We start from the raw sequence: 25314 nt of genomic DNA on the forward strand, positions 1-25314 counted from the left end.
TTAGTTTGTTGAACGGCCCATCACACATGTTATTGGACGTGTTTACTGAAAGAGGAATATACGTAAAGAGGAACGGGAAGTGGAAAAGATTTGCATTAGCCCACTTCTCTTACGACAACCCGGCAGTAAACGGTGTAGCTGTTCTCATGGGATACTAATGCTGTTTGCAGCAACACAACTACATAACTACCATTATTACAACTATTATTTCTAGCGAGATAATATACGAAAAGAGATAGAAATAGATTTTTAAAGTAAGTTCTCTATATCTTTTATCGTGGTTTGCAGAGAGTGGAAGTTAAGGTTTCAGCTGAAGAAGGCTAAGAGCTATGAGGAATTCATAGAATTCGCTACTGATGAATTCAATGATAAATTGCTCATGCTGATTTTAGAGAAATAGGAGTTGTTGCAAGAGACCCTTTCAAATACTCCAGGGAGAAGTTGGGAAAAGATATATACGGAAATACTATGTTTTCCATAGAAGTAAGTGGGGATATAAGGATACTTTATAGCGTTGATCCAAAAAATTGCATAGTTTTCATTTGGGAGATTGGGTCTCATAAGAAGGTTTACGGGCATTAGCCTTTTCCTTAGCCCTCTTTAATAAATCCTCCTTAAATTTCCTAAAATCTTCCTTATTCTCGATTTCTAGAAACCTATTACCGTACTTGTCCTCAACAATTCTCATATGTATAAACTTCTCAAAGAGGTTATTAAAACAATTTGCCAATAGAGTTTCTTCTTATCCAATTTTAAAAAATTGTTAAGTAAGCAGATAGTGTCGTCATTAAGCTACAAATTCTGGGATTAACCTTCTCTCCCATAAGACTAGGGCTATGGAGTACATCATGCTATGAATGCTCCTATTTACTGCCTTCGTTGCTCTCTTGAATCTAATTAGCCTATCCCTTAATGAGAAAGGACTAGACGGGTTAACTAGCTAGACAACCGTGTGGTCTTTCAACCAGAAGTACAAGTTATAATCATCGCTCACCCATCTACCCTCTTCAGGCAAATACTTTTTGACCTCACGGAAAGTTCTCTCATCCCTATCCCCTAAAACGAGCTAAACTCCCAGCTTCGTGTACACGTAACAAGTGAAAACCCACTTGTAAAAAGCCCTAGTATTCTTGTACAAGTAAGTCCACATCTCATCAACAACCTTAGCAACAACCTTACCCTTGACCAACTCCTTAGCCCTACCCCACAACTCCACTAACTTCTCATACTTCTTCCTACCATAACGCTTAACCCAAGTGAAAACAGTACCAAGAGGTACGTTAAGGCTAGAAATAGCCCTCATACTCATACCATTAGCATACATTCTCAAAGCCTCCTCCCTCAACTTCCTAGAATGATGATGATAACTAGCATCACCCAAGAAGTACTTACCACAATCCCTACACAAATACTTCTGCCTACCCAAAGGCCTACCACACTTAACAACGTGATGACTACCACAAGAGGGACAAGAAACGTCTTGCCTAAATACAGGCTTCCTACCCATAAGTAATACTCGTTATACAAATATAAATAACTTAACGACGACACTATCAGTGTGGTCAACAATTTTGTTAATTTAATATAATTTTATTCAACAATCTTCTCTTGTTCTGTAAGAACTTGTTTTCGCGTAATACTATTTAAGGGTGAGCACGGGGTTTTATCTTGGTGAGCACACGGGAATCAAGTGGAAAGTTCCCGTGCTCACCCAAATTATATTTTGAGTATATTAATGTTAAGCCAAGGTTTTACACTAGAGAGCAAGTAGCCCGAGCGTTGGCAGAATACTTGTGTGGTTTGTCCTCTTGGAGGGTTAGTTTACCGCATTCTACACTCTTGTACTATTTTAAGAGGTTGAGTTATGTTAGGTATGTTTCTTTGAGTGGGGTTTACACTGTTGATGAGACTAAGGTTTTGAGTGTTAAGGGGGAGTATTACTTGTGTTAGGACTGTTAAGACTAGGGCTGTGCCTTTCTTCATGGTGAGGAGTGCTAGGAGTGGTGTTCATGTGTTAGTAATTCTCACTGCAATGAGGGGCATGGAGGAGTTAGCTAGTAAGCAAGAGGGTGGACGAGGTAGTATACTTGCACGATGGTGCTTCAATATACAACGCTTTCACTTGGCTTAACGTGAATCACAAGAGGGTAACGTTCGGAAAAAGGGACTATGCGGAACAAGGTTTTAGGAGTGTCAAACATAGGCTTTCACCAATGGACAAACACTTCCCTTGGAACTCTAACGCAAAGACGATCGAGAGATGGTTCGCAACCTATTTCCTTATCTATAACATCCTTTACTGCCCGGTGTATTTGTTAGATAAGGGGGTGATAATAAATGTAAATATTTCAAATGAGTGAAAATGTTGTCCACACTCACAGCTGCTTAGACAAAATTCAATTTTTCGCACAAATGAGGGATCTTTGCCGTCTTCTTTCAACTCTACACAAATCACGGCAAAAATTGATGGGTTGCCAATGCTTATAAACGCGAATTGGCAACCATAATACGGTTGGCGTTCTTGGGCGAAAAACAACGTCGTTATAAATTCGGCGACTATATTTTACGCGAAAGAAAAGGTCGGTATTACGTTTACAAGATAGAGTGTGAGGACGGTAACCCAAGGGAACGTTACGTAGGTCCTTTAGCTGACGTAGTTGAATCGTATCTAAAAATGAAAGAAAATAGCATTGGGGGTATTAGGGGGTATCCCCCTAATGAGGGCTCGGGCCGGGACTTGAACCCGGGACCTACGGGTCCACAGCCCGTCGCTCTAACCAGGCTGAGCTACCCGAGCCACTTTGTGTCCCAGCCAATTAGAGTTTAACGAGTTGTAGAATTTAAACTTAAAGCTGAATAACATTCAACAAACTACGCTACAATAAGGAGAACCAATTTTCCAACGGTATGCGGAAAGACGCTTAAAGACTCAATTACTTCTCCCCTTTCTTTTCATGTATTCCTCTTTTATCTTGTCTAACAAAATTCTTGCTATTACGCTCTTGTAATCCTTACCTAGCTTCTCGATCTTGTCGTCACTTATAACGATGACTTCATTGAACTCCGACGAGAAAGCTATATCTTTTCTCCTAGCGTTATTCGCGACGATCATATCAAACTTGTGCCTTTCTTTCTTTAACTTAGCTTTCTCTATTAATTCTTCATCATCCTTAGCAGTTTCGGCAGCAAAACCCACTAAGAACATGTCGTATTTCCTAATCGTTGAAGAGATCTTAGGAGTTTTTTCCAATTTGACCTCTGGAACTACAGTATGGCTATCGATTTTGCTTTCTGCAGTGATCACTGGTCTGAAGTCCGCAGGGGCTCCTGCAAGGATTACAATATCGTAACCCTCCTTGACTAACTTTTCCACCTCGTCCGCCATCTCCGCGGTTGTAGTTACTGGTACAGTCCTAGTATATGGTTTATGATGTGTAGATAAGGGTCCATGAACCAGCACTACGTCAGCTCCCCTGAAGTAAGCCTCGTTAGCTATATCAACTCCCATAGTCCCGCTACTGGGGTTTGAGATAAACCTCACCGGGTCTATGAACTCTCTGGTCGGTCCAGCGGTAACTACAATTCTGAAACCAGTCAAGTCTTTACCCCTAAGCATATAAGTGACTATATACTGAGTTAGGTAATCCACTTCCGGATAGTGTGCTAAGTCCTTGATTATCATGGGTTCTATTATCTCTGCACCGACTGATCTTAACTTTTGCAAATTGTCCCTTAACTGAGGGGAATGATACATTGGTAAGTGCATTGCTGGGACCATTACTACCTTCTTCTTCATTCCTATGAAGTTCAGAGCCGTAAGTGTTACCGGAGTGTCCCCTATCCCGTTGGCAATTTTTGAGATTGTGTTAGCAGTTGCAGGGGCTATGATAAATACGTCGTAGTCCTCAGCCAACTCTACGTGTTCTAGTTCGCCACCTATTTGCGTTATAACATCATTACCGGTAGCCCAATGGAACATAGTAGGTGAGATGAGTTTACTTGCATCTTCGCTCATTATCACCTTTACTTCGGCTCCCCTTCTCATTAAGCTCCTAGCCAGATCTAGGGACTTATAAATGGATACACTTCCAGTAACGCCGAGCAAGAGCCTCTTACCTTTAAGCTCTTCCGAGATCTCTCCGATGATCCTCTTGGATGGGTGTATCATTAAGTGTCAGACATAAATTTAAACTACGGATAAAAACCTTATATTATGGAGTTCGCCGAAACGAAGAAATACGGAGCTTTCATAGTCAGATTGGCAAGGATTACTGATATAGACCAGATTGTAAAGATTAACAGACTTACCCTCCCAGAAAATTACCCATACTACTTCTTCGTAGAACATTTAAAGGAATATGGGGGTGCGTTTTATGTAGCTGACATAGACGGAGAAGTAGTAGGATATATCATGCCCAGAATAGAGTGGGGGTTCAGTAACGTTAAACAGATACCTACGTTAGTCAAGAAGGGTCACGTAGTTTCAATAGCGGTATTGGAAAAATTCAGGAAAATGGGAATCGGTACGGCGCTTTTACAGAACTCCATTAAAGCTATGAAGGAAGTATATGAGGCTGAAGAGGTCTATTTAGAAGTGAGAGTGTCAAACGCGCCAGCAATATCGCTTTATAAAAAACTAGGGTTTTCCGAAGTAAAGGTGTTAAAGCACTACTATGCAGATGGAGAAGACGCTTATTTAATGGCTCGCCCTCTCTAGCTCTACTGAATTATTAGACGAGTCGAAAATTAAATAGTAGCCATCTTCCAGACTACCTGCTGAATATACTCTTGTTTTTCCTACACTATACTCCTTCTGAGATCGTAAATGACCGTGAATAAGTAGTTCTGGGGACTCTGAGAGTATTTTCCCTAGAATCAGCTGTGAACCGTAAGATGTCCTAGGCTGGAAGTGGGTTATAACAATCTCAGTAGAGAAGTCTACAGATAAATTCCCAAAGGTTGTGGTAATCAGCTTGTTTCTCTGCCTTAAGTGCTTTTGAGTTGTTATGTTATCCATTTCACCAAGTATTCCGTAATAGTTAGATATGTACTGAGGGCATTCTACATCTCCTAAGCCTACTATGTAGTCTACACTTAACGAATTAAGGAACTCTATCACATCCCCTTTGCACGGAGTTAAAGTAATTAACGCCGTTTTTGTCATACCAATCACCTAGTTTGAAGAGAGCGATCCCCACAGCCACTATATCTGCTGTAGAGCCCGGGTTATATCCATTTTTTAAAAGGAACCTATCTAGTTCATTTATTAATTTTGGATTTTCTAAAGCCTCACATGACATTTTAGAAACTGTTATAGCCGTCCTTCCCCCGTGTTTTCTCCATATCAGCCCGTCAGGGACTTGACATAGGACTGATAGAAAACCTTCGAGTACACCCTTTTCCATTCCCAGTTTTTCGATCTTATCGACTACTAACCTAGAGAACTTATAATCTTCAAGCATATTTTTGACAGCACTATCTGAGGATGAGTGCAATAAGACTTCGTAAAGGGGAAGTTTTCCTATAGTTCTATAGTCGAAACCGCTGTCTATCTCGCCCAAGTAACTTAATCCTAATATTTGTAACGACTTTGAGAAATAAATAGAGTCGTTCTCGTCTAAACTCCTGATGGTTACCGAGGCTTTTTTTAGCGTGTCGTCTAGGGATCTGGAAATAGAGGAATAAGCTATAGGGATCATTTGGATAAACGTGCCTAGAATAGCGAAATTTATTCCCAATTCCACACTTTTTAGTACAGCCTTGTATAAAGAGTCAAACAAAGGTTTCTCTTTCCTAAGTCCCCTCTTACACAATTCTTTATAATACTCCTTAGATACTAGTGCGGAGAGTACCAAGTCCTTAAAGCTTACGGATTTAATGTCCCTCCGTCTCGACGCGTTACCAGGTTTATCATAAAATGCCTCTTCTACAGTAGACGAAGAAAGGATGAAAGAGATCGAGTTACAAAATTCTTCTAATGTACCCAGGTGCATCTCTATCACCTACAACTATAATGGGTTTTTCACATTCAACTAGCATCCCATTAGCTTCAATTTTCCTCGATTTAAAGAGGAGTGTGGAGTATATCCCCTCATAAGACACTAAAATTTCGGGCTTCAGTCCCACTTTTCCTGAGACCACGTTGACGTTGTGTAAAATAACTTTAGATGGGTAAAATAGTGCATCACAGCTACCGTTTTCTATCTCAGCCGTTATAGTTATCTCTCCCTTCCTCTTGCATACTTCCTTACACGGTCTCTGCGGTCTCGGATCCACGAAGAGAATAGAGAACTTTATTCCTTTTATCACACCCCGAGTCCTTTTATCATATAATTGCTTAGAATAGTCTAAAGTTAGCCCGTAATTACGTGAGGTCTCAACAATCCAATCTTTATCTTCTTCAAAGCCGTCAAAGTTATTCATAACATGTAGAGTGTCTTCACAACCGTATATTACTATATCGAGGTCTGAGTTTTCATGGTTAATCCCCGCTAACAAGCTCCCCGTTATTCCTATTTGTCTGACTCCTAAGGCTGTATAAAGTTCGAGAAATGAGATTTCGTGTTCAGAACCAGACGCGTGCTTAATTAATTCTAACGCTTTTTCTTCTGGTTTTAAATGCTTTGAAACACTGGAAAGTCTTAATATAGGGAAAGTTACATCACAGCATGGTTCCATGAGGAACTCTTGATTTAGTCTAAGCATGTTATTTACACCGTAATATTTTAGCACTCTTTCGTACCCTTTCCATAATCCTTCCCCTGTATAGACATACTTTAACATGGCGTAGATGTAACCGTAAGGGTTTATATTAGAGAATACTAAGTATATGTTTCTGTCCTTGTCCACTATAATGTCTTTATCAAGGAAATAATCTCTTCCCATCCTTTCAACCTCACGTAGTCTATCGGCGTGCCGACACTTTCGAGGAAGTTAACGTAATTCCTGAATATACCTCCGAATAAAGCGTTAGCAATATAAGCTGAACCTACCGACGACTCCTTAAATTTGAAGTTATGCTTAATACCGAAAGGTACTTCCCACTTTTTATTACCGGATATTATGATCGGTATTTTATACTGAGCCGAATACCACTCCGAGAGTATTTGTAAGAGTTTTAATCCCCTAGCCCAATTTCCTCGCGTATATATAGTGTCTTTATTTATCTTCGAGTATTTGCATAACAAGTAAGCCACTTCACCGTCCAAGAAACCAGCCGAGTTAACTCCGGGCATTATACTTCCCCCTAACCCGTCTACAACTTTCCCGTCAATTACTACTAGAAATGACGAAAAAGAAGAACCCACTTCAACCAAGACGAAACTATCATACATGGTTCTGTAGAAGAAAGCGGAAGCTACTTTATCAGCCGTACCCATGTCGATGAGGTTTATTTTCTTGTTCTCATCTACGCTTTTTAATTCTATGACCCCGGGTACGGTAAAGGCGTTATGTAATAACTTAGCTGAGATTATAAAATTTCGTAAAGGACCATCAATGTCAGGGTCTTTTAGGGTCATGAGGAAAATGTCTCTATTAGTGATTTCTGAAATCCTTTTAAATGGCAACCCATGTCCTGAAGGCAGTGCTACTCCATTAGGTCTAAGGTCGGATATAGCTTTGACCAGAGTACTTGATGCTTTACTGACAAGCTCTGTAGGAACGGAGAAAAACTTTATTATCCTTCCCATTTCGTCGACAAAAGCAAATTCATATGTCCTACTACCGGGATCTACTCCCGCAAAAATCATTCCGTAACCCTTACAACCGTACCATCCCTCTTGACTTTTAAACTTAACGAATAACTTTCATTTAACATCCTAGCTAAAGATTCAATTATATTCTCGAAATATATAGCAGCTTTCTCATTTTTAAAGGAGTAAGTAAAGGTGTTTCCGTTATTAGATGGTATTGGTAGGGGTTTCCCATCCATGAAGTCCAACAGTAAATTTAGAATGCTAAACATGTTGTTTAAAACAGTGCTTTTTGACACGCTTCTTGCCATTAAATAAGACCCCAAATAAGTTGCAAGAGTTTCAGATGGTATCTCGAGATTAATACGTAAGACTTCGGCTTGTTTTAATAGTTTATAAAGTTCTAACTCAGTTAAAAAAAGGGATAAATTTACTCCAAGAGATAATAACCTATTATAAACCATTATTGCCTCATTTGTAGCATCATAAATGGTCTTACCGCTTGCATCACAGTAGGACTTAATTATCGAATATGCCTCATCTGACATAAAACACGGTTTTCTTCCCATGCGTATACAAATGTATATTCCTTAATATAAATTTTATGATAATAGTTAGGGAACATCTAAATAATTATAGAAAATTTTATGGTCTGTTCTAAAAATTGTTGATCTTCTACTTTAAATCCTATACGTGTGAGGAAATTCCTCAGGATTTCACCAATTCTTTCCGTAAGGTCTTTAGTTGACCCTTGTATCGCAACTATTACGTAGAATTTATTTTGATTAGGATATGCTTGATCTTTATTAACCATTATTAATGGAGAGATGTCCATTAGTATGGGGGTTTTATCAAGCAAATTTTGGATATCGGTCTCAGTTATTATATCCTTTTCTGTAATAAGATCTTTAATACTATCTGCATATTGCAACGTAACGTTTTCATACCATAAGAAAATTTCATTAATGATCGTTTTATCTAACTTACTGAAAACTGAAAGCGGAACACGTAAAAATCCTTGTCTATTTAATTTAGTTAAATAAGCAAGTAATATATAATTCGCTGGATACTCTACAATATCTATATTGCGGGTGACCTTCAAAGAGTATGTCGTTTGCTTAACAACATTGCTGAGGTAAAGGGCACGTATATCTTCTTCCTTTCTGTTTTTACCGTCAAGTGAAGTGTATTTCAAATTTAGTTGTAAACGTATGAGTTGTTCCATCTCATCTAAGGAATGTACGGCATCTTCATAAATTGGTATGAGTTTCTTGTTATCATCTTTCTTGGGCTTATTATTTTTCTTCGCCACGTTATCATGAATTAACGGTTTTTAGTATTAAAATATTTTCGTTAACTGCTTATATTTTTCAACAGATTGAATAATGACTTTAATATATTATTATAAGTGTTTCGTTTGTTATACCAAGTGTTGGGCTATTAGTATTTTTGTTTTGATAAGTAGATAAATAGTTTTCAGTGGCTGCCCACAGAAAATGTCACTACTCCATTCGGCTCTTTGTCATCATAAATAGCGGGGAAGGTAGCGGCGCCAGGATTTGAACCTGGGATCTCGGGGTGTCTCAGGTTGAGACCCTATGAGCCCCGCGGGATACCTGGCTACCCTACGCCGCTACTATTTCCCCGCTAATATCTCTTTCATGGGCTATGTAATTAAAGCTTTCTATGAAGTAATACGGTGAAAACTACAAAAAAGTTGAAATAACGCCGGGGGCGGGATTTGAACCCGCGTGCCTCAGAGAGGCAGTAGGTCGCGCGCCTCTGAACGCTGGAAATGGTCTCGAGCCTACCCCCTTGGTCCGCTCGGGCACCCCGGCATTTATTACTTTTTGTGTGTGAACTTAAAAGTTGTACGGTAGGGTAAAAAATCGTAATCCGTATCTAGAAAATGAAACGGAGATAGGAAAGTTAACCTAATTCACGCTGGAACTGCTATAGGCTCTTTTTCCGTAGATATCCTTTTTTCACTCTCAAGCTTAACCCTAATGTGCTTAGGTATGCTGAAGATCATCTCGTGAGTCTCACCGTCATAGAACTTCAGTTCGCCAATAATCGTCTCTTTTATCAGCTTGTCAACTTGTTCGGCAGTGAGCGAAGAAGGACTACGATAATCTGAAGCATATACGAAACCCCATAGACTGTCAAAGCCCGGTATATATGCTATGGACGCACTGACGTACTTAAACACGTTTCTTAATGTGTTATAAATAGCTGAGAACGTGTCCAAACTAAATGAAGGAGAAGTAGCTTGAGTCACTAAACCTCCGTTTTCCTTTAGAATTCCCTTCACTTGTTTGTAAAACTCCACAGTGTAAAGGAGCTGAGAAGGAGAATCTTTAATTGGATCCGTAAGGTCTAAAATCACAGCGTCAAACTTCTGATTTGTCTCCTTTACAAATTTGTAACCATCCCCTATAATCAGTTTGGTCTTTGGATTGTCAAAACTACCTTGATGCCATTCGTGGAGGTACTTTTTGGCGAAGTCTATAACTACAGGGTCAATATCCACCATCACAGCACTATTTACACTTTTGTGCTTCAAAACTTCTCTAAGTGTAGCCCCTTCTCCTCCGCCTAATATTAGCACATCTTTAGGATTATCTAGAGTTATTAAAAGAGGGTGAACTAAAGTCTCGTGGTAAATATATTCGTCTGAAACTGTAGACTGCACTTTACCATCAATTATCAGGCTTTTTCCAAACCTGAAAAGCTCTACTAGGAGAACCCTCTGGAACTCGCTCCTTTCCTCTGCTATAACCCTCTTTATTGCATGAGCGTGATACTCATAAGGAGTTTGCCATTCTATGTGCCAGTGCCATTCGTACATTATACTAATCTCACTCCGTTCACCTTCTTGTTTTGCCAACTATATCTTCTGATTTTCTTAGTCCTCCCGAACCCGCAGGCTGCACAGTAGCCTTTTCTAGCGTTAAAGGAATTTCTACCACATCTTCTGCATCTAACATGAGTAGCTCCTTTATTCATCTTACCGAATGAGGGTGTACCTTTCATTACCTTTCACAATCTGATTAACTAACTCGTTTATAACTTTATTTGCTTAGCTTTAAAAACTAGTAGCTCAACTAATTTTAGATACTCAATGTTTAAAGACAAAGATTTTGTCTATATTGACTACATAGCAAGAATAAAAGATACTGGAGAAATATTCGATACAACTATTGAAGAGGAAGCTAAAAAAGCTAACATATATGATAGTGAAAAAATTTACAAACCAAAACTCGTGATTCTGGGTGAAGGAGCTATAATAAAAGGTCTTGAGGACGCCCTATACCAAATGAGTGTAGGAGAAGAGAAAGAGATAGAAATACCGCCGGAGAAGGCTTACGGTGAGAGAGATCCAAATAAAGTAAAAACGATGTCTTTAGGAGAGTTAAGGAAACAAGGTATTAGACCATATCCTAACATGATGTTAAGGATGAGTAACGGAAGTATTGCCGTAGTAAAAAGTGTCACTGGAGGTAGAGTTGTCCTAGATTATAATCACCCACTAGCTGGAAGGACATTAATATACAAGGTAAAGGTCGTAAAAGTAGCGGAAACAGAACTAGATAAAGTAAAAGCACTTTTGGAAAGATACTTCGGTAGCTCTAACGTAGACAAGTTCGCTGTCGAGATAAGTAATGATAAGAAAGAAGTAAAGATAATTGTTCCCAAGGAACTTTACTTAGTGGAGGACTTGCAGTCAAGAATTTACGTTACCGCAAAGGATATAATAACCTACGTATTGCCTGACGCTAGTGTGTCATTCATGGAGACATTTAACAAATCTAACTTCAGCTAATTACACCAGTTTCCTTAGCAATTTTTTCAGCCGAATTCCAACTTAATCCTCTGTCTCCCAGAATAGTATATCTCTCTGGTCTTAAGCTATGAGCGATTGTTAATGCCTTTATAACACCCTCATCAGGGATTCCTATTTCTTTGGCTTTAGTAGGTAACCCTACTCTTTTCATAGCTCTTTTAATTTTTCTCCAGTTAATTCCATGAACGTAAGCCATTAGAATAGTCCCTATAGCAACCAACTCACCGTGGAGACCCTTTCCGGGGTATAACATCTCTATCGCATGGGCGAATAAATGCTCCGAACCACTTGCAGGTCTAGTACTACCTGCCATCCCCATAGCTACTCCGCTACTTATAAGCGCTTCAACGAGAACTCTAACACCAGCCCTTATATCCTTGTTAAGAAGTTTCGTGCAAGACAATGCATGCTTAGCTGAAAGTAAAGCTAGAGAGGCAGTATAATCACCGTAATACTCTCCGGTAATTTTGGAAGACAATTTCCAATCCCTGACTGCAATGAATTTACCAAGAGTATCACCTACTCCTGCGTTTATGAGCCTTCTAGGAGCTGATGAAAGTACTTGAATATCAGCTATGATACTCAAAGGTCCTTTTGCCTTAACTGATATGGGCTTTCCTAATCCTTTTATCGCAGCAAAAGGTGAAGTTATGCCATCGTGAGATGGAGCTGTAGGTATACTAATGAATTCTTTATCTATCCTAAATGCAACGTATTTAGCAACGTCTATTACACTACCTCCTCCAATACCTATTATAGTATTAGCCTTGAACTGTTTTGCAGATTCTCCTACTCTATTCACTTCCTCTATGTCCGCACTTTGGACTTCTATGACTTCATGCTTAAAATCTTCTATTGACTCAAGAAGTTTCGAGGCTATACTTCTCCTAACTATGGGACCAGTAACTATCAGAAAGGGATCAGATAGATTTAGAGAAGTTAGATATTCTCTAACATTTAAAAGAACGTCATTGCCTATATAAACTCTCTTCGGTAGATCAATCACATGTTCTCTACTTTCCACATTTGTACATAACAAGAATTTAAATATTAAAAGTTGCTATACATGAGCTTGTAAGTCTACTTCTTTAGAGTTGGTGAATAGTGTGAGTTCAGTTAGATTAAATATAATATCAGCAATATATGGAAATCTACCTAAAGAAGCTCAGATAACCAAAATCGAGTTTGAAGGACCAGAGATAGCAGTCTATGTAAAGAACCCTTCAGTGCTTGCCGATAAGGGTGAAATAGTAAAGAAAATAGCCAAAGATATAAAGAAAAGAATAGTTATCAAAGCTGATGAAAAAGCGAGAAAAGATAAGAAAGAAACAGAAGAAATTATAAAGAATTTGGTACCGAAAGAAGCTGAAATTGTGAACATAAAGTTTGATGACGAGTTAGGTGAAGTTTTAATCAAGGCTAAAAAGCCTGGTCTCGTAATAGGAAAAGGAGGAACACTTCAGAACAAAATCTTTTATGAAACTTATTGGAGACCTGTTATTGTTAGAGAGCCTCCAATAAAATCGAGGACTATAGACAGTATCCTTACTCATATATACAATGAAACCGAATACCACGCAAAAATCCTGAAAGTTTTCGGAGAGAGGATACATAGGGAATTACTATTTAAAGATAGGTCTGTTAGAGTCACTGCATTAGGCGGATTTTACGAGGTAGGTAGATCAGCAGTTTTAGTAGAGACCCCTGAAAGCAAAATCTTACTAGACGTAGGGCTTAACCCTAGTGTTACGGGAGGAGAGAAGTTCTTCCCCAGGCTCGACATCGACCAAGTAAGGCTGGAGGATATCGATGCCGTAGTGATAACTCACGCTCACTTAGATCATTGTGGAATGGTTCCTCTCTTATTTAAGTACGGCTATAATGGACCCGTATACACTACAGCACCTACGAGGGATATAATGGCTTTAATGCAGTTAGACGCATTAGACGTGGCTGAGAAGGAAGGTAGACCCGTACCATACACGGCTAAAGAAGTAAGGAAAGAACTACTCCACACGATAACTTTGGATTACGAGGAAGTGACAGACATCGCTCCAGACGTTAAACTGACGTTCTACAACGCTGGGCATATTATAGGATCAGCGATGGCTCATCTACACATAGGAGAAGGGACGCATAACATAGTTTACACTGGTGACTTCAAATATGCAAAGACTAAATTACTTGACAAAGCTAACGACGAGTTTTTAAGAGTAGACACAATGATAATGGAAACAACCTACGGTGCACAAGAGCAAGAAGGAAGGGAAGAAGCGGAAGAGAAGTTAATCAACATCATAAATGGCACGTTAAATAGGGGTGGTAGAGTGCTAATACCAGTTCTGGCGGTAGGTAGAGGACAAGAGATAATGCTGGTGCTTAATGAGGCGATGAAAAATAAGAAGATACCAGAGGTGCCCATATACGTCACTGGATTAGTTGACGAGATCACGGCAATACATAATGCATATCCTGAAATGTTAAGCAGAGAAGTAAGGGAGGCAATACTTTACAAAGATGAAAACCCGTTCACTTCTGAGTTCTTCCATAGGATAGAAGGATTCAGAGAAGATATTGCCCAAGGAGAACCGAGTATAATCTTAGCTACTTCTGGAATGCTAAACGGCGGTCCTGCAGTAGAGTTTTTCAAAACTATGGCATCAGACAGCAAGAACTCAATAATCTTCGTAAGTTATCAGGCTGAAGGAACCTTAGGTAGAAAGGTTAGGGAAGGAGTAAAAGAAATCCAGATTATAGATAGAGATGGAAGAGTAGAAAATATAAAGATAGAGATGGAAGTAAATCACGTTGAAGGATTTTCAGGGCACTCTGACAGAAGGCAACTCCTGCATTACTTACGTAACTTAAGTGCTAAGCCTAGGAATCTAGTACTAAACCACGGCGAACCTAATGCTATAGAATCTTTCAGAAGACAAGTTGATAGAGAGAAAGAAAAACTGGGGCTAAGAGGTACAAAGATATATACTCCACAGATCTTAGACAGCTTACGAGTGGCGTAGACTATCCTAATTGTTTTAAACTTTAATCGTCCAAGATATACGCTAGAATATGGTTCTTAGAAATGAAAAGGCTAATTTTGACTTTTCTTTATCATTACGTCTAATAAATTTCCTTAATACGTTGAGAATACAAAATAATGTACCCAGCGTGAGATATACAAATACCGGTTTCGCCCACTTTAGATCAGCCTATATGCTAAAGACGAGAGTTTTCAGCCATTATGACGTAACTGGAATAGCCCCTCCGCTTTTCTTTACGACTCTAGGCAATTATTACTACATGGAAGAATCGATTGGATACGCATGGTCTAATACACCTCTTTCTTATTCAACAACTGTCCAAATTAGTGAAAAGTTACTTTACGATATGGTATATAATGACGCAGATGAAGGATGGTTCCATAGAGATACTTTGCTCGATCCTTGTTTTAACTATGCAGATATTTCCGTATCTTTCAACTTTAATGAGATATATCTAGACGTAGTTATGATAAATGCAAGAATCGACTGGATTTCTACACCGAAAATTAGTAACGGAAATTTTTCTTTAAAAGGTAGGTTAACGGACGATAACTTCATTCCGAAGCAATTAATCATTTATAGGGACGAGCCAAAACCTGATCGTATCAATGATCACAGTTATTCCTTAGGAGAGCCAGTTGCTGGGGTAATACCTAAGCCCCACTATTATAAAAGCATTGAGACAATAAGACCTTATAAGTGGAGGATGGATTCAAGTATTATCGAAGTAGAGTTCCCGCTTAAATTTTTCACAAGGGGAGTATATACGATTCTACTTCACGCTGAGGATAAGAGAAAAATCCATTGGAGCCCATATACTAAGAGAAAGATAGGAGAGTGCGGGATTATGATGTATTCCTTTCTTGTAAAGTAGATATGGGCCCGCTGGGATTTGAACCCAGGATTTCCGCCGCTCTAACCCTAGGTCGTCAGGGCGGCGTCCTAACCAGGCTAGACGACGGGCCCATTATAAAAGTAAAAAGTACTCGCTTAAAAGATTAAGGCTTAAACTATTTTAGGAAAAAGTAGAAAAGGGAAAAGTAAAAGGCTTTACGTCTAATACATCCTAGATTTTACTCTTCTGACCTTAACGATTCCTTTCTCCACTGTTTTATTTCTGCTATTGCTTCTTTTCCTTCCATATATTTCATTCTTATTTTTCCTTTTTCGAATAAGGCGTTTATATACCTTATATCGCCGTCATCCCATCTATCATACTCTATAAGCCTACCTAAGTTGAACTTTTTGGATATGTTTCTTAGCATCCTGATCTCATAATCTCTTAAGGAATCGTCTCTCTGTGGTGTTATAAATGCAAAAAGCTTTCTCACATGGTTTTGATCGATTATGTCTTATTAAGTTTTAGGTTTATTTTCCTTGTAAGACTAAACTTTTACGGCGGACTTAAAGGAAAAAATAAAGAGTGCCAACAGTGATTGTATGCAATTTTCTTTTTTGAAATTATTTTGAATTATTTGGAAAAATACGTCACACTTAAATAGTCAGCGGGAGTTTTGATAACCGTGGCTTACTGGATAATCCCCGTACAAGAAGACTTTTGGGAGACAATTTTCTCAACAAACATTTATGGTTACAATAAGGAGAACATCAAACAGTACGTGAAGAAGGACGACGGGATAATATTTTACGTGAATAAATACTACGCAAAGAAATACGGGGGGAAATTTGTAGGGATTTATAAGGTTGTATCAGACTGGTTTGTGGATAACACTATATTGTTTCCTGAAGAAAAAATAAAAAATAAACCGATTTATATTTATAGAATAAAATTGGAAAAAATTATAGTAGGTGAGTGTGCATCTAAGGACATTATTGAAAAAGTACACTTTATCGAAGACAAATATCAGTTTTCCAAGTATCTCAGAAATGTTCCAGCTAACCTTAAGAGACCGGTACCTTTCATAGACGTTCAGCTAATAGAGCAATGCCTTAGGGAGTCAATATTCATATAACCGATATGAAGTACTTAATCGCGTTGATTAACTCCTTGACTAGTCTTTCGAGGATAAAGTTGTAGATGAAGAATATCAAGTACTTCAGTTTCATCAGTGTTAGAATGTTCCTCGCTATTTTAATGTGCCGTTGAATATACGTCCTTAATTTCTCTCCTACAGCTTCCAAATACATGTCTTTTAGAAAGTCCAAGAACCTCTTGATCACTAATCGTAACTCTTTGTCATTCTTACAATAACTTATCTCCTTGAGGTAACTCTCATAGGTTTTCCTAACAATAGTGTAGTCAATAACGTCCGTCATGTTATATATATTATTTGATAATATAATTTAAAACACAAGGTCGGAGCATTTACCTAGTTAACCGTATTCCCTATAAAGGATAGGATATTTTACCTTTTAGTAACATATTATTACCCATGGACTTAATAAAAAACAAAAAACTACTTATGCATGTAGGCCCTGTAGACATATACGAAGAAGTGCTTTACGCGGGTCTCAAAAATAACGTAGGCTTCACCTCCGAAGAATTTGTAAACGCATTTAGGGATTCTCTGAAAGGACTAAGGTACTTATTCCAGGTAGACGACACATACCAGCCTTTCATAATCCCTGGAGGTGGCACGTCTGCTATGGAAAGTGTTACGTCCTTTTTAACGAAAGGAGATAAAATACTAGTAGTATCAAACGGAGTTTTCGGAGACAGATGGATAAACATCTTTAAAAAGTACCCAGTAGAAGTAGATTACCTCAAAGCTGAAGCAGGAGATTACGTTTCAACAGACTCTGTAAAAGAGAAAGTAAAGCAAAAACATTACAAACTTGTTACGTTTACCCACGTGGAGACAAGTACTGGTGTAAGACATCCAATAAAGGACAGTGTTAAAGAGATCAAGGACTACGTAGATATAGTAGTAGTAGACGGCGTGTCAAGCGTAGGTGCAGAAGAAGTAAAAGCTAAGGATTGGGATGTTGACATCTATTTAACGGCTAGCCAGAAAGCGATAGGAGCTCCCCCAGGTTTAGGTCTTTTAGCGGTCTCGGAAAACGCCATGAAACACTTGAGAGAAGATAATATAGCTGGCTATTACCTTGACCTAAAGAATTGGCTACCAGTGATGAGGAGTATGGAAGAAGGTAAAGCGGCTTACTTCTCTACACTTCCAGTCCATACGGTTTTCATGCTTAATGAAGCACTTAAGTTAATACAAGATGAAGAAATAGAGAACAGAGTAAAAAGACACGAGAAAGTAGCAGGGACTATAAGGGCTGGTATTGAAGGAATGGGATTAGAAATAGTAGCAAAGAGACCAGACGCCTATAGTAACACAGTGACTGGAGTGATGTTAAGGAAAGCTAAAGCGCAAGACGTTCTCTCTGAGATCATAAAAGAGGGAGTAGAAATAGCCCCAGGTGTACATCCGTCATTACAAGGTAAATACGTTAGAATAGGTCACATGGGCTGGGTAACTCCTAACGATGCAATAATTACCATTTCTGCGTTAGAGAGAACCCTTAAAAGATTAGGAGAAGACGTCAGAGTAGGCGAAGGAGTGAAAGCAGCACAATCTTATTTAACATAGTCTGGATAGATTAACCATATTGACTTATATGAGGCAATTAAAAATATGAAGTTATTACATTAAAGATAAGCCCATACCAGACCATGTTTTAGCTAAAATTTTGTTAGCCGCCCATTACGCACCTTCTGTAGGTTTTTCTCAGCCTTGGAACTTCATAGTAGTAAAAGACCCAGAGATAAGAAAGAGAATCAAGGAGTTAGTAGAAGTTAAAAGAGAGAAATTTAGAAACTTATTACCTGAAGACAGAAAGAAGGTTTTTGATAAAATAAAGATTGAGGAAATACTGGATACTCCTATCAACTTAGCAGTAACATGTGATCCTACACGATTTGCTCCTTATGTCTTGGGCAGAATGACAATGCCTGAACTCTGTCAGTATAGCACTGTTCTAGCTATAGAAAATCTATGGCTTGCGGCTACAGTTGAAGGCATAGGTGTAGGATGGGTAGGCTTTTTCAAAAAGGAAGACGTAAAGAGGATTCTTTCGATCCCAGAACACGTTGACTTAGTAGCTTATTTAACGTTAGGTTACGTAGAAAGGTTCCCTGAGAGACCAGAACTTGGGAAAAAGGGTGGCTTAGTAGACTACCGTTAGAAGAACTAATTTACATAGATACCTTTGGCAAAAAACCTGATGAGAGTTTTATAAATGTCTTAAGAAATTCAAAATTTTAGTTCCGAGAGTAGACACCACAAGATACTCTACAAAAAACACGCTAAGTATATAAAAAAGCAATAAGAACGGTGTCGAAATTAAAAGTGAGAAAACCTTCTCGCCATAGATATCTTTAATTACATATAGCCCTATCCTAACGTCAATAATTGTTAAAAACAGAGAGAGTAAGCCGAAAATAATTTTATTCATTAAGGAAAAAATATATTTACTAAAAGATAAGGATTTTTATTTCGTTCTAGTTCGTAGATTTAGTAGTCTTTAAGAACGAAAGTATTCCTCCGGCTTTTAATATCTCAAGTGGCATCCCAGTTATTCCTTTTCCCTTTAGTATCGTATTACCATTTACTATTATTTCTCCAGTCTCTACATTGACCTTAACATAATCATCTTGATTTATCTTCTTAGTAGCGTCGGGAAGTATTATTGCAGGAAGGCCATTATTGATAGCATTTCTGAAGAATATTCTAGCAAAAGACTCAGCAATTACAGCCCTTACCCCGGCAGCCTTTAAAGCAATAGCAGCTTGTTCTCTAGAGGAGCCCATTCCAAAAACTTTCCCTGCTACTAGTATAACACCTTGAGATGCTTTCTTATAGAATTCAGGGTCTAAAGGCTCCATAGCATGTTGGGCTAGATATTGCGGATCAGTATACTTTAAGTGCCTTGCTGGAATAATAATGTCAGTGTCTATCTTATCTCCGAATTTTAGAACCTTTCCTTCTATAATCATGAGAATCGCCTTGGGTCAGTGATTTTACCCTCCACAGCAGTAGCTGCAGCTACTGCTGGTCCAGCTAGGTATACCTTTGACTCTGGACTTCCCATCCTACCTTTGAAGTTTCTTGAACTCGTTGACACCATCACCTCACCCGGTCCAGCAACTCCAAAGTGTCCTCCCAAACAAGGACCACATGTTCCGTAAGTCACGACACAGCCAGCCTGGACTAGAGTATCGATATAGCCTAATTCCATAGACTTCTTGAACAAATCATAAGAGGCAGGGATAGCTATACACCTTGTCTTAACCCTTCGTCCCTTCATTATCTTAGCCGCCATTTCAAAATCGCTCAGTCTACCGTTAGTGCATGAACCAATATACACCTGATCCACTTCTAATCCCTCTACTTCACCTACTGTCCTTACGTTGTCTACGCTGTGAGGAGCAGCAACTAACGGCTCTAACTTCGAAAGGTCTATCGTATACTCGTCCTTATACTTAGCCCCGCTATCAGGCTGAATGACCGGAGGCTCATAACCCCTCATAGTCTTAATATAGTTCACTGTCTCAGAATCTGGAACGAACATCAAAGCATCTGCATTCATTTCTATTCCCATGTTTGATACAGTTGCTCTAAAGTCCATCGGGAATGCTGAAGGCTCTCTTACAAACACCTCTATAGACATACCGTTGAAGTAGTCCGCCTTAAATTCTCCAAGTATCTTCAGTGCTACGTCTTTACCGTTTACCCATTTGTTAGGTTTACTTTCTAATGTAATCTTAAACGGTTCAGGAACCACTACCCATGTTTTTCCAGTAATTACCGCAGCAGCTACATCACTTGCACCTAACCCTTGTGCAAAAGCCCCTACAGCTCCAGAAGTTGTAGTGTGGCTGTCTGCTGCTACTATCACATAACCGGGGTTTGCATATTTCTCCAGCAATAGCTGATGTAATATACCAACGTTTATGTCATGAAAGTTCGGTATTGATAAGTTCTTTACAAAATGCCTTATTTGATCCTGGATTTCTGCACTTCTGACATCAGGGGGTGGAGCTAAGTGATCAAACGCTATTACTATCTTATTCTTATCGAAAACTTTCAACATGCCGGCTTTCTCCATGACCTCTATTACGTGGTATCCTGTTAGATCGTGAAACGCCGCTATATCCACTTTGATTTCTGTAACGTCACCAGGGGACACGTTTTTCCCAGCAGCTCTGCTCAAAATTTTTTCGGTTAATGTTTGGGACATCAGGTAGATAAGTTAGAAAGGGTAAAAATAAATATTTATACCGTTGATGGTTTCCGTTTCGAACTATATAGTGATCACTTTTTTCGAATTATTACTCTTTTTAGCTATCAGGTAAGATACTCCTATTCCGGCAAAATACAAAGCGGAAAGAATCGTGCCTATAGTAGTCTCTATGAGCCCACCTGTAGTACCCGGTGATATTATCCATGCTATTATGAAGGAAATCATAACACCCCATCTCCAGTTTTGTAACCACGTCTGAGGTTTCACTAAACCTAACTTTGTCATTCCAGCCATCACTAACGGTAACTCAAATGCCATACCAGTAGCGGTCATGAGTAGTAAAATCGTTGAGACTATCGACTTAAAGCTAAGTGTTGGGTCAATATTTAACGCTATATCATACCTGTAGACGAAGAGGAACATAAAGGGGATAATTATAAAATACGCAAATGCAGAACCTGCCGCAAAAAGGAGAACGGCAGGAACTATAGTCATCCTAATGAATTTTTTCTCGTGCTCGTATAAGCCTGGAGCTACAAAAGCCCAAAACTCCCTAGCAATAAACGGGGAGGCTGAAAATAAAGCTAGATAAGCCGCTACCGATAGTCCAGAAAAAATAGGATCCAAGGTATTTATAGTTATTGGTTTTAGCCCGACAGGTAATTCCCTATCTATAAAATCCCTAACAAAAACCACTGCTATACTATTATATAGTGAGGGATAAAGAATCGGAACTGTAAAAGAACCTATTTGTATGAATGCAATTCCAAACATAAAGTATAGTATGAAGAAAAAAGCCAAAATCATAACCACTCTTTTAATCCTAGTAAGTAATTCCTTAATATGCTCTAGTAAGGGTAATTCTTTGTCTTGAGTCTCTCTCTGATAACTCATTTATTAACGCCACCTTGTTGCTTTTTGAGCCTTTCAATTTCCTCTTCTAATTCCCTTATTCTTTCTTCCAAGATCTTTACTCTTATATCTTTAGCTGCGTCATTCAGAGTAGTTGACGTCTCCCTAAAAGCTCTAGAAGTTACTTGAGTAGTCTCTCTTACTATTTCGTCAGTAGAGTTAGTCACATCTTCTAATTCTCTCCTGAGTTCACTCACTAATTCACTCTGTTTTCTCTTGAGTTGGTTATACCCTCTAATAGCAGACTTTATAGCGGATAAGGAATTCTTATCACCTGAAAAAAGGAGGAGACCAACTAACACTAAAACCAAAAAATCATCTATTGAATTAATCATATCCCCCACCTTTAGGGGATTTAACTATTCTGTTGTTTTTGCTGCTTTTTGAGCTCCTCTAACTGTTTCTGTAGTTCTTCCATCTTTCTCTGTAGTTCTGCTTCTTTAGAAGACTGAAGCTGTTGGAAATTCTGGTTTTGAGCTTGTTGCATTTGCATTAACTCCATTTCAGCTTCCATCTTACCCTTCTTGAATTCGCCGGTTGCCCTACCCAAAGACCTAAAGATCTCAGGGATTTTAGTTGCACCAAAGAACACTATTATGGCGACAACGATTATTATTATCACGTCACTAGGAACTAACCCTACCATATTTTATCACATATAAATTCTTGTATTTCGTACTAATAAACTTTCACTTCGCTTAAAATAAATAACAAATGAAATTATGGTAAACTAAGCATATTTTAATTAGTTATTTAATAAATACTATTTCAGGGATTTAAGCATTATTCGCAAATATTATGCTTATTCGTAATTATACTTAATTTATTTAAGTAATGTAAAAATACATAACTAGATTTAATTACAGAATTATTTTAACTCTAGTTCTTTTCAGAAGAGACAGTTAGTTTCTAGAACTAAAGAGCATTCACATCACAAAATATTTCATTAAATTTATAATAACTTCTTGTCTGTTTTTGTGATATCTTTTACGCCCCATCGAAATAACCTAAATATATTCTCTCTAAATTAAGAGTAAAATTTTTAAATGGTTAAAAGACCTTTGCCTTAGGTGGTCAGATGGAAGAATCTTAGAGACGATAGATCTTGGGTATGCTTACGTTGAGGACAACTTCGTGATAAGACATGTTAACATGGAAATGCACGATAACGAACTAGTTGCTATAGTTGGCCCCTCTGGAATAGGAAAATCAACCTTGTTGCGAATTCTGGGAGGGTTCGTTCAACCAAAAGAGGGAGAAGTGAGATTACTAGGGAAGAGAGTTGTTCAACCTTCTCCTAAGATAGCACTTATCCATCAATCGATAGCTACATTCCCTTGGATGACAGCCCTTGATAATGTTAGGCTCGGGTTGAAGTATAGAAAACTCTCTAAAGAGGAGGAAATAAGGATTGCTAAAAAGATGCTTGAGTTAGTTGGACTATCAGGATTTGAGAACTTCTATCCTAAACAAATGAGCGGAGGAATGAGGCAAAGAATAGCCATAGCTAGAGCACTAGCTGCTGAACCTCTAGTCCTTCTTATGGACGAACCTTTCTCCCACTTAGATGAGTTGACAGCTGAGGGTCTTAGGCAAGAAGTTTACCAAATGTTGTTTAGCGAAGAGTCTCCGTTGAAGACGGTGGTATTAGTATCTCATAACTTATTCGAAGTTGTAGAACTGGCGGATAGAGTTTATGTCTTAAACGGTATACCTGCTACTGTAGTCGGCGATATAAAAATTAACTTACCAAGACCGAGAGATCAGCACGACCCCAAATTACAAGAATACGTAGATACTCTTTACAAGTTATTGAGCCCATCTCTCAAAAAGAAATTAACGGATGGAAAAGGTGAGACTATTTGACCGACTTTCTCTCCATACTTCCTACCCTTATTTTGGCTTCGTTGGTATCTATAGGAAGAGTATGGATAACTATTCTATTTTCCATAGTCACTGGGTGGTTTCTAGCATGGGCTTCTATTAAGAGCAAGGTTTTTGAAAACACTTACATTAGCTTAAGCGAAGTTTTTGAGTCAGTCCCGGTCTTTAGTTTCCTACCTATAGTATTTATCTTCTTTGTTTATGATATTGGCGGTAGCTTAGGTATAGAATTATCTGTACTCTTCTTAGTGTTCACAGCAACAGTATGGAATATCTGGATGGGGATTTATCAGGCTTTTAAGACAATTCCTCATGACTTAGTAGAAGTCACCGAAAACTATAAACTAGGTTTTTGGGGGAAGATGCTAAAACTTTACATTCCATATTCTGTTCCGCGGATAGCTTCTGAGCTAATGTCAAGTTTTTCTGATGGCTTATTCTACGTAACCGTAAGCGAGGTTTTTAGTGTAGGTACCAGTAATTTTGAAGTTTTCGGCATAGGTTCGGTCATAGCTAATTTAACTCAAGAAGGAAACTACCTAGGAGCTTTAGAAGGTGTAGCTGTAATCGGAATCTTTGTAGCTGTAATAACATACTTACTCAGGGAATTTGCAAAGTACAGCGTTTCTAAATACGGTTTAGACACCGAGATGATTATAAGAAAGAAAGGGAGGCTTAATATACGAAGTTCTTTAAGGGTTACAAACAGTTTGCCAACTTTCACTAAAATTGCTAGAGTATTCCCTACTTTAGACAAACTCAGGAGAAGTTCCACTGAAGACTATTACGAGGAGCCGCATAAAAGAGAAAAATTATGGAAAATTGTAGGTGGGACTATAGGCGTAGTATTGCTAGTCTTAATTATATACGGTGCTGTAAGAATTATAATATCCGTACCCTTTACCGAATGGGCTCAGCTAATTTCTTCAATACCAAGAGATTTAGTCGCTATAGGTGTAGATTACCTGAGAGTAGGAATAATAGCTGGAGTTTCCTTTTTACTTGCTGTATTTCTAGGTTATTATTTAGCTACTCACGAGAGAGTTGAGAAAATAGTAATTCCAGTGATCCAGTCCTATGCTGCATTACCTGCCCCTGCTTATTTTCCCCTAGTCTATCTAGTTACTTTACCGTTTGTTCACGAAGTCTTTGGACCTTTCACCAACGAGTTTTATGTACTATTTATCGGCTTTATATCTACGTTTTATTACATATTTTACAGTTTCTGGCTAGGGGTAAAGAACATGCCTACACAGTATTGGGAAATCATGAAAAATTACCAGTTAGGTTTCTTTGAGAAAATGAAAAGTATAATACTCCCGAGCACACTACCTTACATAGTTACCGGTTTGTCAAGCACCATAAATAGTGCATGGGGTGGTTTAGCAATAGCAGAATACTGGCCTAACATAATAAATGGACATAACTTATACGTTAGAACCGGGATGATGAGGGACATAGTCTATTACACTAATGTGGGAGACATAGCAGACGCAGCATGGCTTTCGTTCCTCTTCGGAATAATAGTAGTATTATACTCAATACTATTTACTAGAAAACTTATGGACCTGTCTAGGCAAAAGTATGTAGCAGAAGAAGGAATATACTTAGCTTAAGCCCCTTTTTCTCAGCTTTACCTGAACAGTTACTTATGAATTTATTATACTCGACTTACATTTTGAAAAAGATGATGTGGAATCCGGGAACTGAGTATGATGACAAAGCGCGA

At 38.5% G+C, this 25314-nt stretch carries 26 protein-coding genes, 4 tRNA genes and 6 pseudogenes; 13 read left to right on the forward strand and 23 right to left on the reverse strand.

What is annotated here, in order from left to right:
• Together WIW72_RS11275 and WIW72_RS11280 are read left to right on the forward strand one after the other, a co-directional pair.
• Positions 1 to 214 (forward strand): annotated as a pseudogene (locus WIW72_RS11275) (DUF1286 domain-containing protein); the annotation flags it as partial.
• 63 nt (positions 215 to 277) lie between these two features.
• Positions 278 to 582 (forward strand): annotated as a pseudogene (locus WIW72_RS11280) (type II toxin-antitoxin system RelE family toxin).
• On the opposite strand, the gene WIW72_RS11285 reads toward WIW72_RS11280, so the two are convergent.
• Both WIW72_RS11285 and WIW72_RS11290 read right to left on the reverse strand, forming a co-directional pair.
• Positions 539 to 688, reverse strand: a complete 150-nt coding sequence (locus tag WIW72_RS11285; protein ID WP_009075704.1) for a hypothetical protein — start codon at positions 686 to 688, stop codon at positions 539 to 541. The pseudogene WIW72_RS11280 and the gene WIW72_RS11285 sit on opposite strands and share 44 nt — an antisense overlap.
• A 99-nt stretch (positions 689 to 787) precedes the next feature.
• Positions 788 to 1507: pseudogene (locus WIW72_RS11290) on the reverse strand (IS1/IS1595 family N-terminal zinc-binding domain-containing protein).
• Positions 1508 to 1685: 178 nt separating this feature from the next.
• Between WIW72_RS11290 and WIW72_RS11295 the strand changes: the two are divergent.
• Positions 1686 to 2360: pseudogene (locus WIW72_RS11295) on the forward strand (IS6 family transposase).
• A gap of 161 nt (positions 2361 to 2521) precedes the next feature.
• A pseudogene (locus tag WIW72_RS11300) lies at positions 2522 to 2692 on the forward strand (putative integrase); the annotation flags it as partial.
• A gap of 30 nt (positions 2693 to 2722) precedes the next feature.
• On the opposite strand, the gene WIW72_RS11305 reads toward WIW72_RS11300, so the two are convergent.
• Together WIW72_RS11305 and coaBC are read right to left on the reverse strand one after the other, a co-directional pair.
• A tRNA-His gene (locus tag WIW72_RS11305) sits at positions 2723 to 2797 on the reverse strand.
• A gap of 132 nt (positions 2798 to 2929) precedes the next feature.
• Positions 2930 to 4168, reverse strand: coding sequence for a bifunctional phosphopantothenoylcysteine decarboxylase/phosphopantothenate--cysteine ligase CoaBC (gene coaBC, locus WIW72_RS11310; RefSeq protein ID WP_337699764.1), 1239 nt, complete (start codon positions 4166 to 4168; stop codon positions 2930 to 2932).
• 45 nt (positions 4169 to 4213) lie between these two features.
• On the opposite strand from coaBC, the gene rimI reads away from it, so the two are divergent.
• Positions 4214 to 4717, forward strand: a complete 504-nt coding sequence (gene rimI / locus WIW72_RS11315; protein WP_337699762.1) for a ribosomal protein S18-alanine N-acetyltransferase — start codon at positions 4214 to 4216, stop codon at positions 4715 to 4717.
• On the opposite strand, the gene WIW72_RS11320 is transcribed toward rimI, so the two are convergent.
• From WIW72_RS11320 to WIW72_RS11365, 10 genes are all read right to left on the reverse strand, one after another.
• On the reverse strand, positions 4697 to 5119 hold the full coding sequence (locus tag WIW72_RS11320) for a hypothetical protein (protein WP_337699760.1): 423 nt from the start codon (positions 5117 to 5119) through the stop codon (positions 4697 to 4699). The genes rimI and WIW72_RS11320 overlap by 21 nt on opposite strands.
• Complete coding sequence (locus WIW72_RS11325; RefSeq protein WP_337699758.1) at positions 5103 to 5993, reverse strand: triphosphoribosyl-dephospho-CoA synthase; 891 nt, start codon at positions 5991 to 5993, stop codon at positions 5103 to 5105. Before WIW72_RS11325 ends, WIW72_RS11320 begins: the two co-directional genes overlap by 17 nt.
• Entirely contained in the window at positions 5962 to 6885 is a 924-nt protein-coding gene (locus tag WIW72_RS11330) for a nucleotidyltransferase domain-containing protein (protein WP_337699756.1), read from the reverse strand. Before WIW72_RS11330 ends, WIW72_RS11325 begins: the two co-directional genes overlap by 32 nt.
• Positions 6849 to 7751 (reverse strand): DUF1464 family protein, encoded by a 903-nt coding sequence (locus WIW72_RS11335; RefSeq protein ID WP_337699754.1) that lies wholly within the window; start codon positions 7749 to 7751, stop codon positions 6849 to 6851. The genes WIW72_RS11330 and WIW72_RS11335 overlap by 37 nt, the downstream gene beginning before the upstream one ends.
• On the reverse strand, positions 7748 to 8263 hold the full coding sequence (locus WIW72_RS11340; protein WP_337699753.1) for a hypothetical protein: 516 nt from the start codon (positions 8261 to 8263) through the stop codon (positions 7748 to 7750). Before WIW72_RS11340 ends, WIW72_RS11335 begins: the two co-directional genes overlap by 4 nt.
• A 56-nt stretch (positions 8264 to 8319) precedes the next feature.
• The gene (locus WIW72_RS11345; protein WP_337699751.1) at positions 8320 to 9006 is read right to left on the reverse strand and encodes a hypothetical protein; all 687 of its coding nucleotides are present in this window, start codon (positions 9004 to 9006) and stop codon (positions 8320 to 8322) included.
• Positions 9007 to 9238: 232 nt separating this feature from the next.
• A tRNA-Met gene (locus WIW72_RS11350) sits at positions 9239 to 9329 on the reverse strand.
• A 91-nt stretch (positions 9330 to 9420) separates the two neighbouring features.
• Positions 9421 to 9532 (reverse strand) — tRNA-Ser (locus tag WIW72_RS11355).
• Positions 9533 to 9633: 101 nt separating this feature from the next.
• Positions 9634 to 10542 (reverse strand): polyamine aminopropyltransferase, encoded by a 909-nt coding sequence (gene speE, locus WIW72_RS11360; protein ID WP_337699749.1) that lies wholly within the window; start codon positions 10540 to 10542, stop codon positions 9634 to 9636.
• Positions 10542 to 10727 carry a 50S ribosomal protein L37e gene (locus WIW72_RS11365; protein WP_337699748.1) on the reverse strand — a complete coding sequence of 62 codons (186 nt, stop codon included), beginning with the start codon at positions 10725 to 10727 and terminating at the stop codon, positions 10542 to 10544. The genes speE and WIW72_RS11365 overlap by 1 nt, the downstream gene beginning before the upstream one ends.
• Before the next feature lie 88 nt (positions 10728 to 10815).
• Here WIW72_RS11365 and WIW72_RS11370 point away from each other — a divergent pair, with 88 nt between their 5' ends.
• Positions 10816 to 11517: a peptidylprolyl isomerase gene (locus WIW72_RS11370; protein WP_337699746.1), complete on the forward strand. Its 702-nt coding sequence runs from the start codon at positions 10816 to 10818 to the stop codon at positions 11515 to 11517.
• Here WIW72_RS11370 and WIW72_RS11375 read toward each other — a convergent pair.
• On the reverse strand, positions 11510 to 12562 hold the full coding sequence (locus WIW72_RS11375; RefSeq protein WP_337699744.1) for an NAD(P)-dependent glycerol-1-phosphate dehydrogenase: 1053 nt from the start codon (positions 12560 to 12562) through the stop codon (positions 11510 to 11512). The genes WIW72_RS11370 and WIW72_RS11375 overlap by 8 nt on opposite strands.
• Before the next feature lie 82 nt (positions 12563 to 12644).
• On the opposite strand from WIW72_RS11375, the gene WIW72_RS11380 reads away from it, so the two are divergent.
• Entirely contained in the window at positions 12645 to 14558 is a 1914-nt protein-coding gene (locus tag WIW72_RS11380) for a beta-CASP ribonuclease aCPSF1 (protein WP_443295032.1), read from the forward strand.
• Between the two features lie 49 nt (positions 14559 to 14607).
• Entirely contained in the window at positions 14608 to 15453 is an 846-nt protein-coding gene (locus WIW72_RS11385) for a CAP domain-containing protein (RefSeq protein ID WP_337699742.1), read from the forward strand.
• Between the two features lie 3 nt (positions 15454 to 15456).
• On the opposite strand, the gene WIW72_RS11390 is transcribed toward WIW72_RS11385, so the two are convergent.
• Both WIW72_RS11390 and WIW72_RS11395 read right to left on the reverse strand, forming a co-directional pair.
• Positions 15457 to 15545, reverse strand: a tRNA-Val gene (locus tag WIW72_RS11390).
• A 107-nt stretch (positions 15546 to 15652) separates the two neighbouring features.
• The gene (locus WIW72_RS11395; protein ID WP_337699740.1) at positions 15653 to 15910 is read right to left on the reverse strand and encodes a hypothetical protein; all 258 of its coding nucleotides are present in this window, start codon (positions 15908 to 15910) and stop codon (positions 15653 to 15655) included.
• Positions 15911 to 16102: 192 nt separating this feature from the next.
• Here WIW72_RS11395 and WIW72_RS11400 point away from each other — a divergent pair, with 192 nt between their 5' ends.
• Complete coding sequence (locus WIW72_RS11400; RefSeq protein ID WP_156004954.1) at positions 16103 to 16552, forward strand: EVE domain-containing protein; 450 nt, start codon at positions 16103 to 16105, stop codon at positions 16550 to 16552.
• Here the strand turns inward: WIW72_RS11400 and WIW72_RS11405 are convergent.
• Entirely contained in the window at positions 16545 to 16856 is a 312-nt protein-coding gene (locus WIW72_RS11405) for a hypothetical protein (protein ID WP_337699738.1), read from the reverse strand. The two genes, WIW72_RS11400 and WIW72_RS11405, sit on opposite strands and share 8 nt — an antisense overlap.
• 116 nt (positions 16857 to 16972) lie before the next feature.
• Between WIW72_RS11405 and WIW72_RS11410 the strand changes: the two genes are divergently transcribed.
• Together WIW72_RS11410 and bluB are read left to right on the forward strand one after the other, a co-directional pair.
• Positions 16973 to 18136 (forward strand): pyridoxal-phosphate-dependent aminotransferase family protein, encoded by a 1164-nt coding sequence (locus tag WIW72_RS11410; RefSeq protein ID WP_337699736.1) that lies wholly within the window; start codon positions 16973 to 16975, stop codon positions 18134 to 18136.
• Between the two features lie 45 nt (positions 18137 to 18181).
• A pseudogene (gene bluB / locus WIW72_RS11415) lies at positions 18182 to 18811 on the forward strand (5,6-dimethylbenzimidazole synthase).
• 236 nt (positions 18812 to 19047) lie between these two features.
• On the opposite strand, the gene WIW72_RS11420 reads toward bluB, so the two are convergent.
• The 5 genes from WIW72_RS11420 to WIW72_RS11440 all read right to left on the reverse strand — a co-directional run bounded on the left by WIW72_RS11420 (position 19048) and on the right by WIW72_RS11440 (position 22347).
• Entirely contained in the window at positions 19048 to 19542 is a 495-nt protein-coding gene (locus tag WIW72_RS11420; protein ID WP_337699734.1) for a 3-isopropylmalate dehydratase small subunit, read from the reverse strand.
• Positions 19539 to 20786, reverse strand: a complete 1248-nt coding sequence (locus tag WIW72_RS11425; RefSeq protein WP_337699732.1) for a 3-isopropylmalate dehydratase large subunit — start codon at positions 20784 to 20786, stop codon at positions 19539 to 19541. The genes WIW72_RS11420 and WIW72_RS11425 overlap by 4 nt, the downstream gene beginning before the upstream one ends.
• A gap of 63 nt (positions 20787 to 20849) precedes the next feature.
• The gene (gene tatC / locus WIW72_RS11430; RefSeq protein WP_337699730.1) at positions 20850 to 21683 is read right to left on the reverse strand and encodes a twin-arginine translocase subunit TatC; all 834 of its coding nucleotides are present in this window, start codon (positions 21681 to 21683) and stop codon (positions 20850 to 20852) included.
• The gene (locus WIW72_RS11435; RefSeq protein WP_337699728.1) at positions 21680 to 22036 is read right to left on the reverse strand and encodes a hypothetical protein; all 357 of its coding nucleotides are present in this window, start codon (positions 22034 to 22036) and stop codon (positions 21680 to 21682) included. Before WIW72_RS11435 ends, tatC begins: the two co-directional genes overlap by 4 nt.
• A gap of 20 nt (positions 22037 to 22056) precedes the next feature.
• Positions 22057 to 22347 (reverse strand): twin-arginine translocase TatA/TatE family subunit, encoded by a 291-nt coding sequence (locus WIW72_RS11440; protein ID WP_337699727.1) that lies wholly within the window; start codon positions 22345 to 22347, stop codon positions 22057 to 22059.
• Between the two features lie 506 nt (positions 22348 to 22853).
• Here WIW72_RS11440 and WIW72_RS11445 point away from each other — a divergent pair.
• A complete protein-coding gene (locus WIW72_RS11445; protein WP_443295075.1) occupies positions 22854 to 23567 on the forward strand; it encodes an ABC transporter ATP-binding protein in 714 nt (237 codons plus the stop codon).
• On the forward strand, positions 23564 to 25201 hold the full coding sequence (locus WIW72_RS11450) for an ABC transporter permease subunit (protein WP_337699723.1): 1638 nt from the start codon (positions 23564 to 23566) through the stop codon (positions 25199 to 25201). The genes WIW72_RS11445 and WIW72_RS11450 overlap by 4 nt, the downstream gene beginning before the upstream one ends.
• Positions 25202 to 25314: the final 113 nt, after the last annotated feature.

The sequence above is a fragment of the Stygiolobus sp. CP859M genome, assembly GCF_037389975.1.
In the GTDB taxonomy this organism is placed as follows: Archaea; Thermoproteota; Thermoprotei_A; order Sulfolobales; family Sulfolobaceae; genus Stygiolobus.

Excerpts from the sequence above, each read along its gene's own strand:
- WIW72_RS11285 (WP_009075704.1), bottom strand. The coding sequence starts at position 688 with ATGAGAATTGTTGAGGACAAGTACGGTAATAGGTTTCTAGAAATCGAG.
- coaBC (WP_337699764.1), bottom strand. The coding sequence starts at position 4,168 with ATGATACACCCATCCAAGAGGATCATCGGAGAGATCTCGGAAGAGCTT.
- rimI (WP_337699762.1), top strand. The coding sequence starts at position 4,214 with ATGGAGTTCGCCGAAACGAAGAAATACGGAGCTTTCATAGTCAGATTG.
- WIW72_RS11325 (WP_337699758.1), bottom strand. The coding sequence starts at position 5,993 with ATGCACCTGGGTACATTAGAAGAATTTTGTAACTCGATCTCTTTCATC.
- WIW72_RS11330 (WP_337699756.1), bottom strand. The coding sequence starts at position 6,885 with ATGGGAAGAGATTATTTCCTTGATAAAGACATTATAGTGGACAAGGAC.
- WIW72_RS11335 (WP_337699754.1), bottom strand. The coding sequence starts at position 7,751 with ATGATTTTTGCGGGAGTAGATCCCGGTAGTAGGACATATGAATTTGCT.
- WIW72_RS11340 (WP_337699753.1), bottom strand. The coding sequence starts at position 8,263 with ATGGGAAGAAAACCGTGTTTTATGTCAGATGAGGCATATTCGATAATT.
- speE (WP_337699749.1), bottom strand. The coding sequence starts at position 10,542 with ATGTACGAATGGCACTGGCACATAGAATGGCAAACTCCTTATGAGTAT.
- WIW72_RS11365 (WP_337699748.1), bottom strand. The coding sequence starts at position 10,727 with ATGAAAGGTACACCCTCATTCGGTAAGATGAATAAAGGAGCTACTCAT.
- WIW72_RS11370 (WP_337699746.1), top strand. The coding sequence starts at position 10,816 with ATGTTTAAAGACAAAGATTTTGTCTATATTGACTACATAGCAAGAATA.
- WIW72_RS11385 (WP_337699742.1), top strand. The coding sequence starts at position 14,608 with ATGGTTCTTAGAAATGAAAAGGCTAATTTTGACTTTTCTTTATCATTA.
- WIW72_RS11405 (WP_337699738.1), bottom strand. The coding sequence starts at position 16,856 with ATGACGGACGTTATTGACTACACTATTGTTAGGAAAACCTATGAGAGT.
- WIW72_RS11410 (WP_337699736.1), top strand. The coding sequence starts at position 16,973 with ATGGACTTAATAAAAAACAAAAAACTACTTATGCATGTAGGCCCTGTA.
- WIW72_RS11420 (WP_337699734.1), bottom strand. The coding sequence starts at position 19,542 with ATGATTATAGAAGGAAAGGTTCTAAAATTCGGAGATAAGATAGACACT.
- WIW72_RS11425 (WP_337699732.1), bottom strand. The coding sequence starts at position 20,786 with ATGTCCCAAACATTAACCGAAAAAATTTTGAGCAGAGCTGCTGGGAAA.
- tatC (WP_337699730.1), bottom strand. The coding sequence starts at position 21,683 with ATGAGTTATCAGAGAGAGACTCAAGACAAAGAATTACCCTTACTAGAG.
- WIW72_RS11435 (WP_337699728.1), bottom strand. The coding sequence starts at position 22,036 with ATGATTAATTCAATAGATGATTTTTTGGTTTTAGTGTTAGTTGGTCTC.
- WIW72_RS11440 (WP_337699727.1), bottom strand. The coding sequence starts at position 22,347 with ATGGTAGGGTTAGTTCCTAGTGACGTGATAATAATAATCGTTGTCGCC.
- WIW72_RS11445 (WP_443295075.1), top strand. The coding sequence starts at position 22,854 with ATGGAAATGCACGATAACGAACTAGTTGCTATAGTTGGCCCCTCTGGA.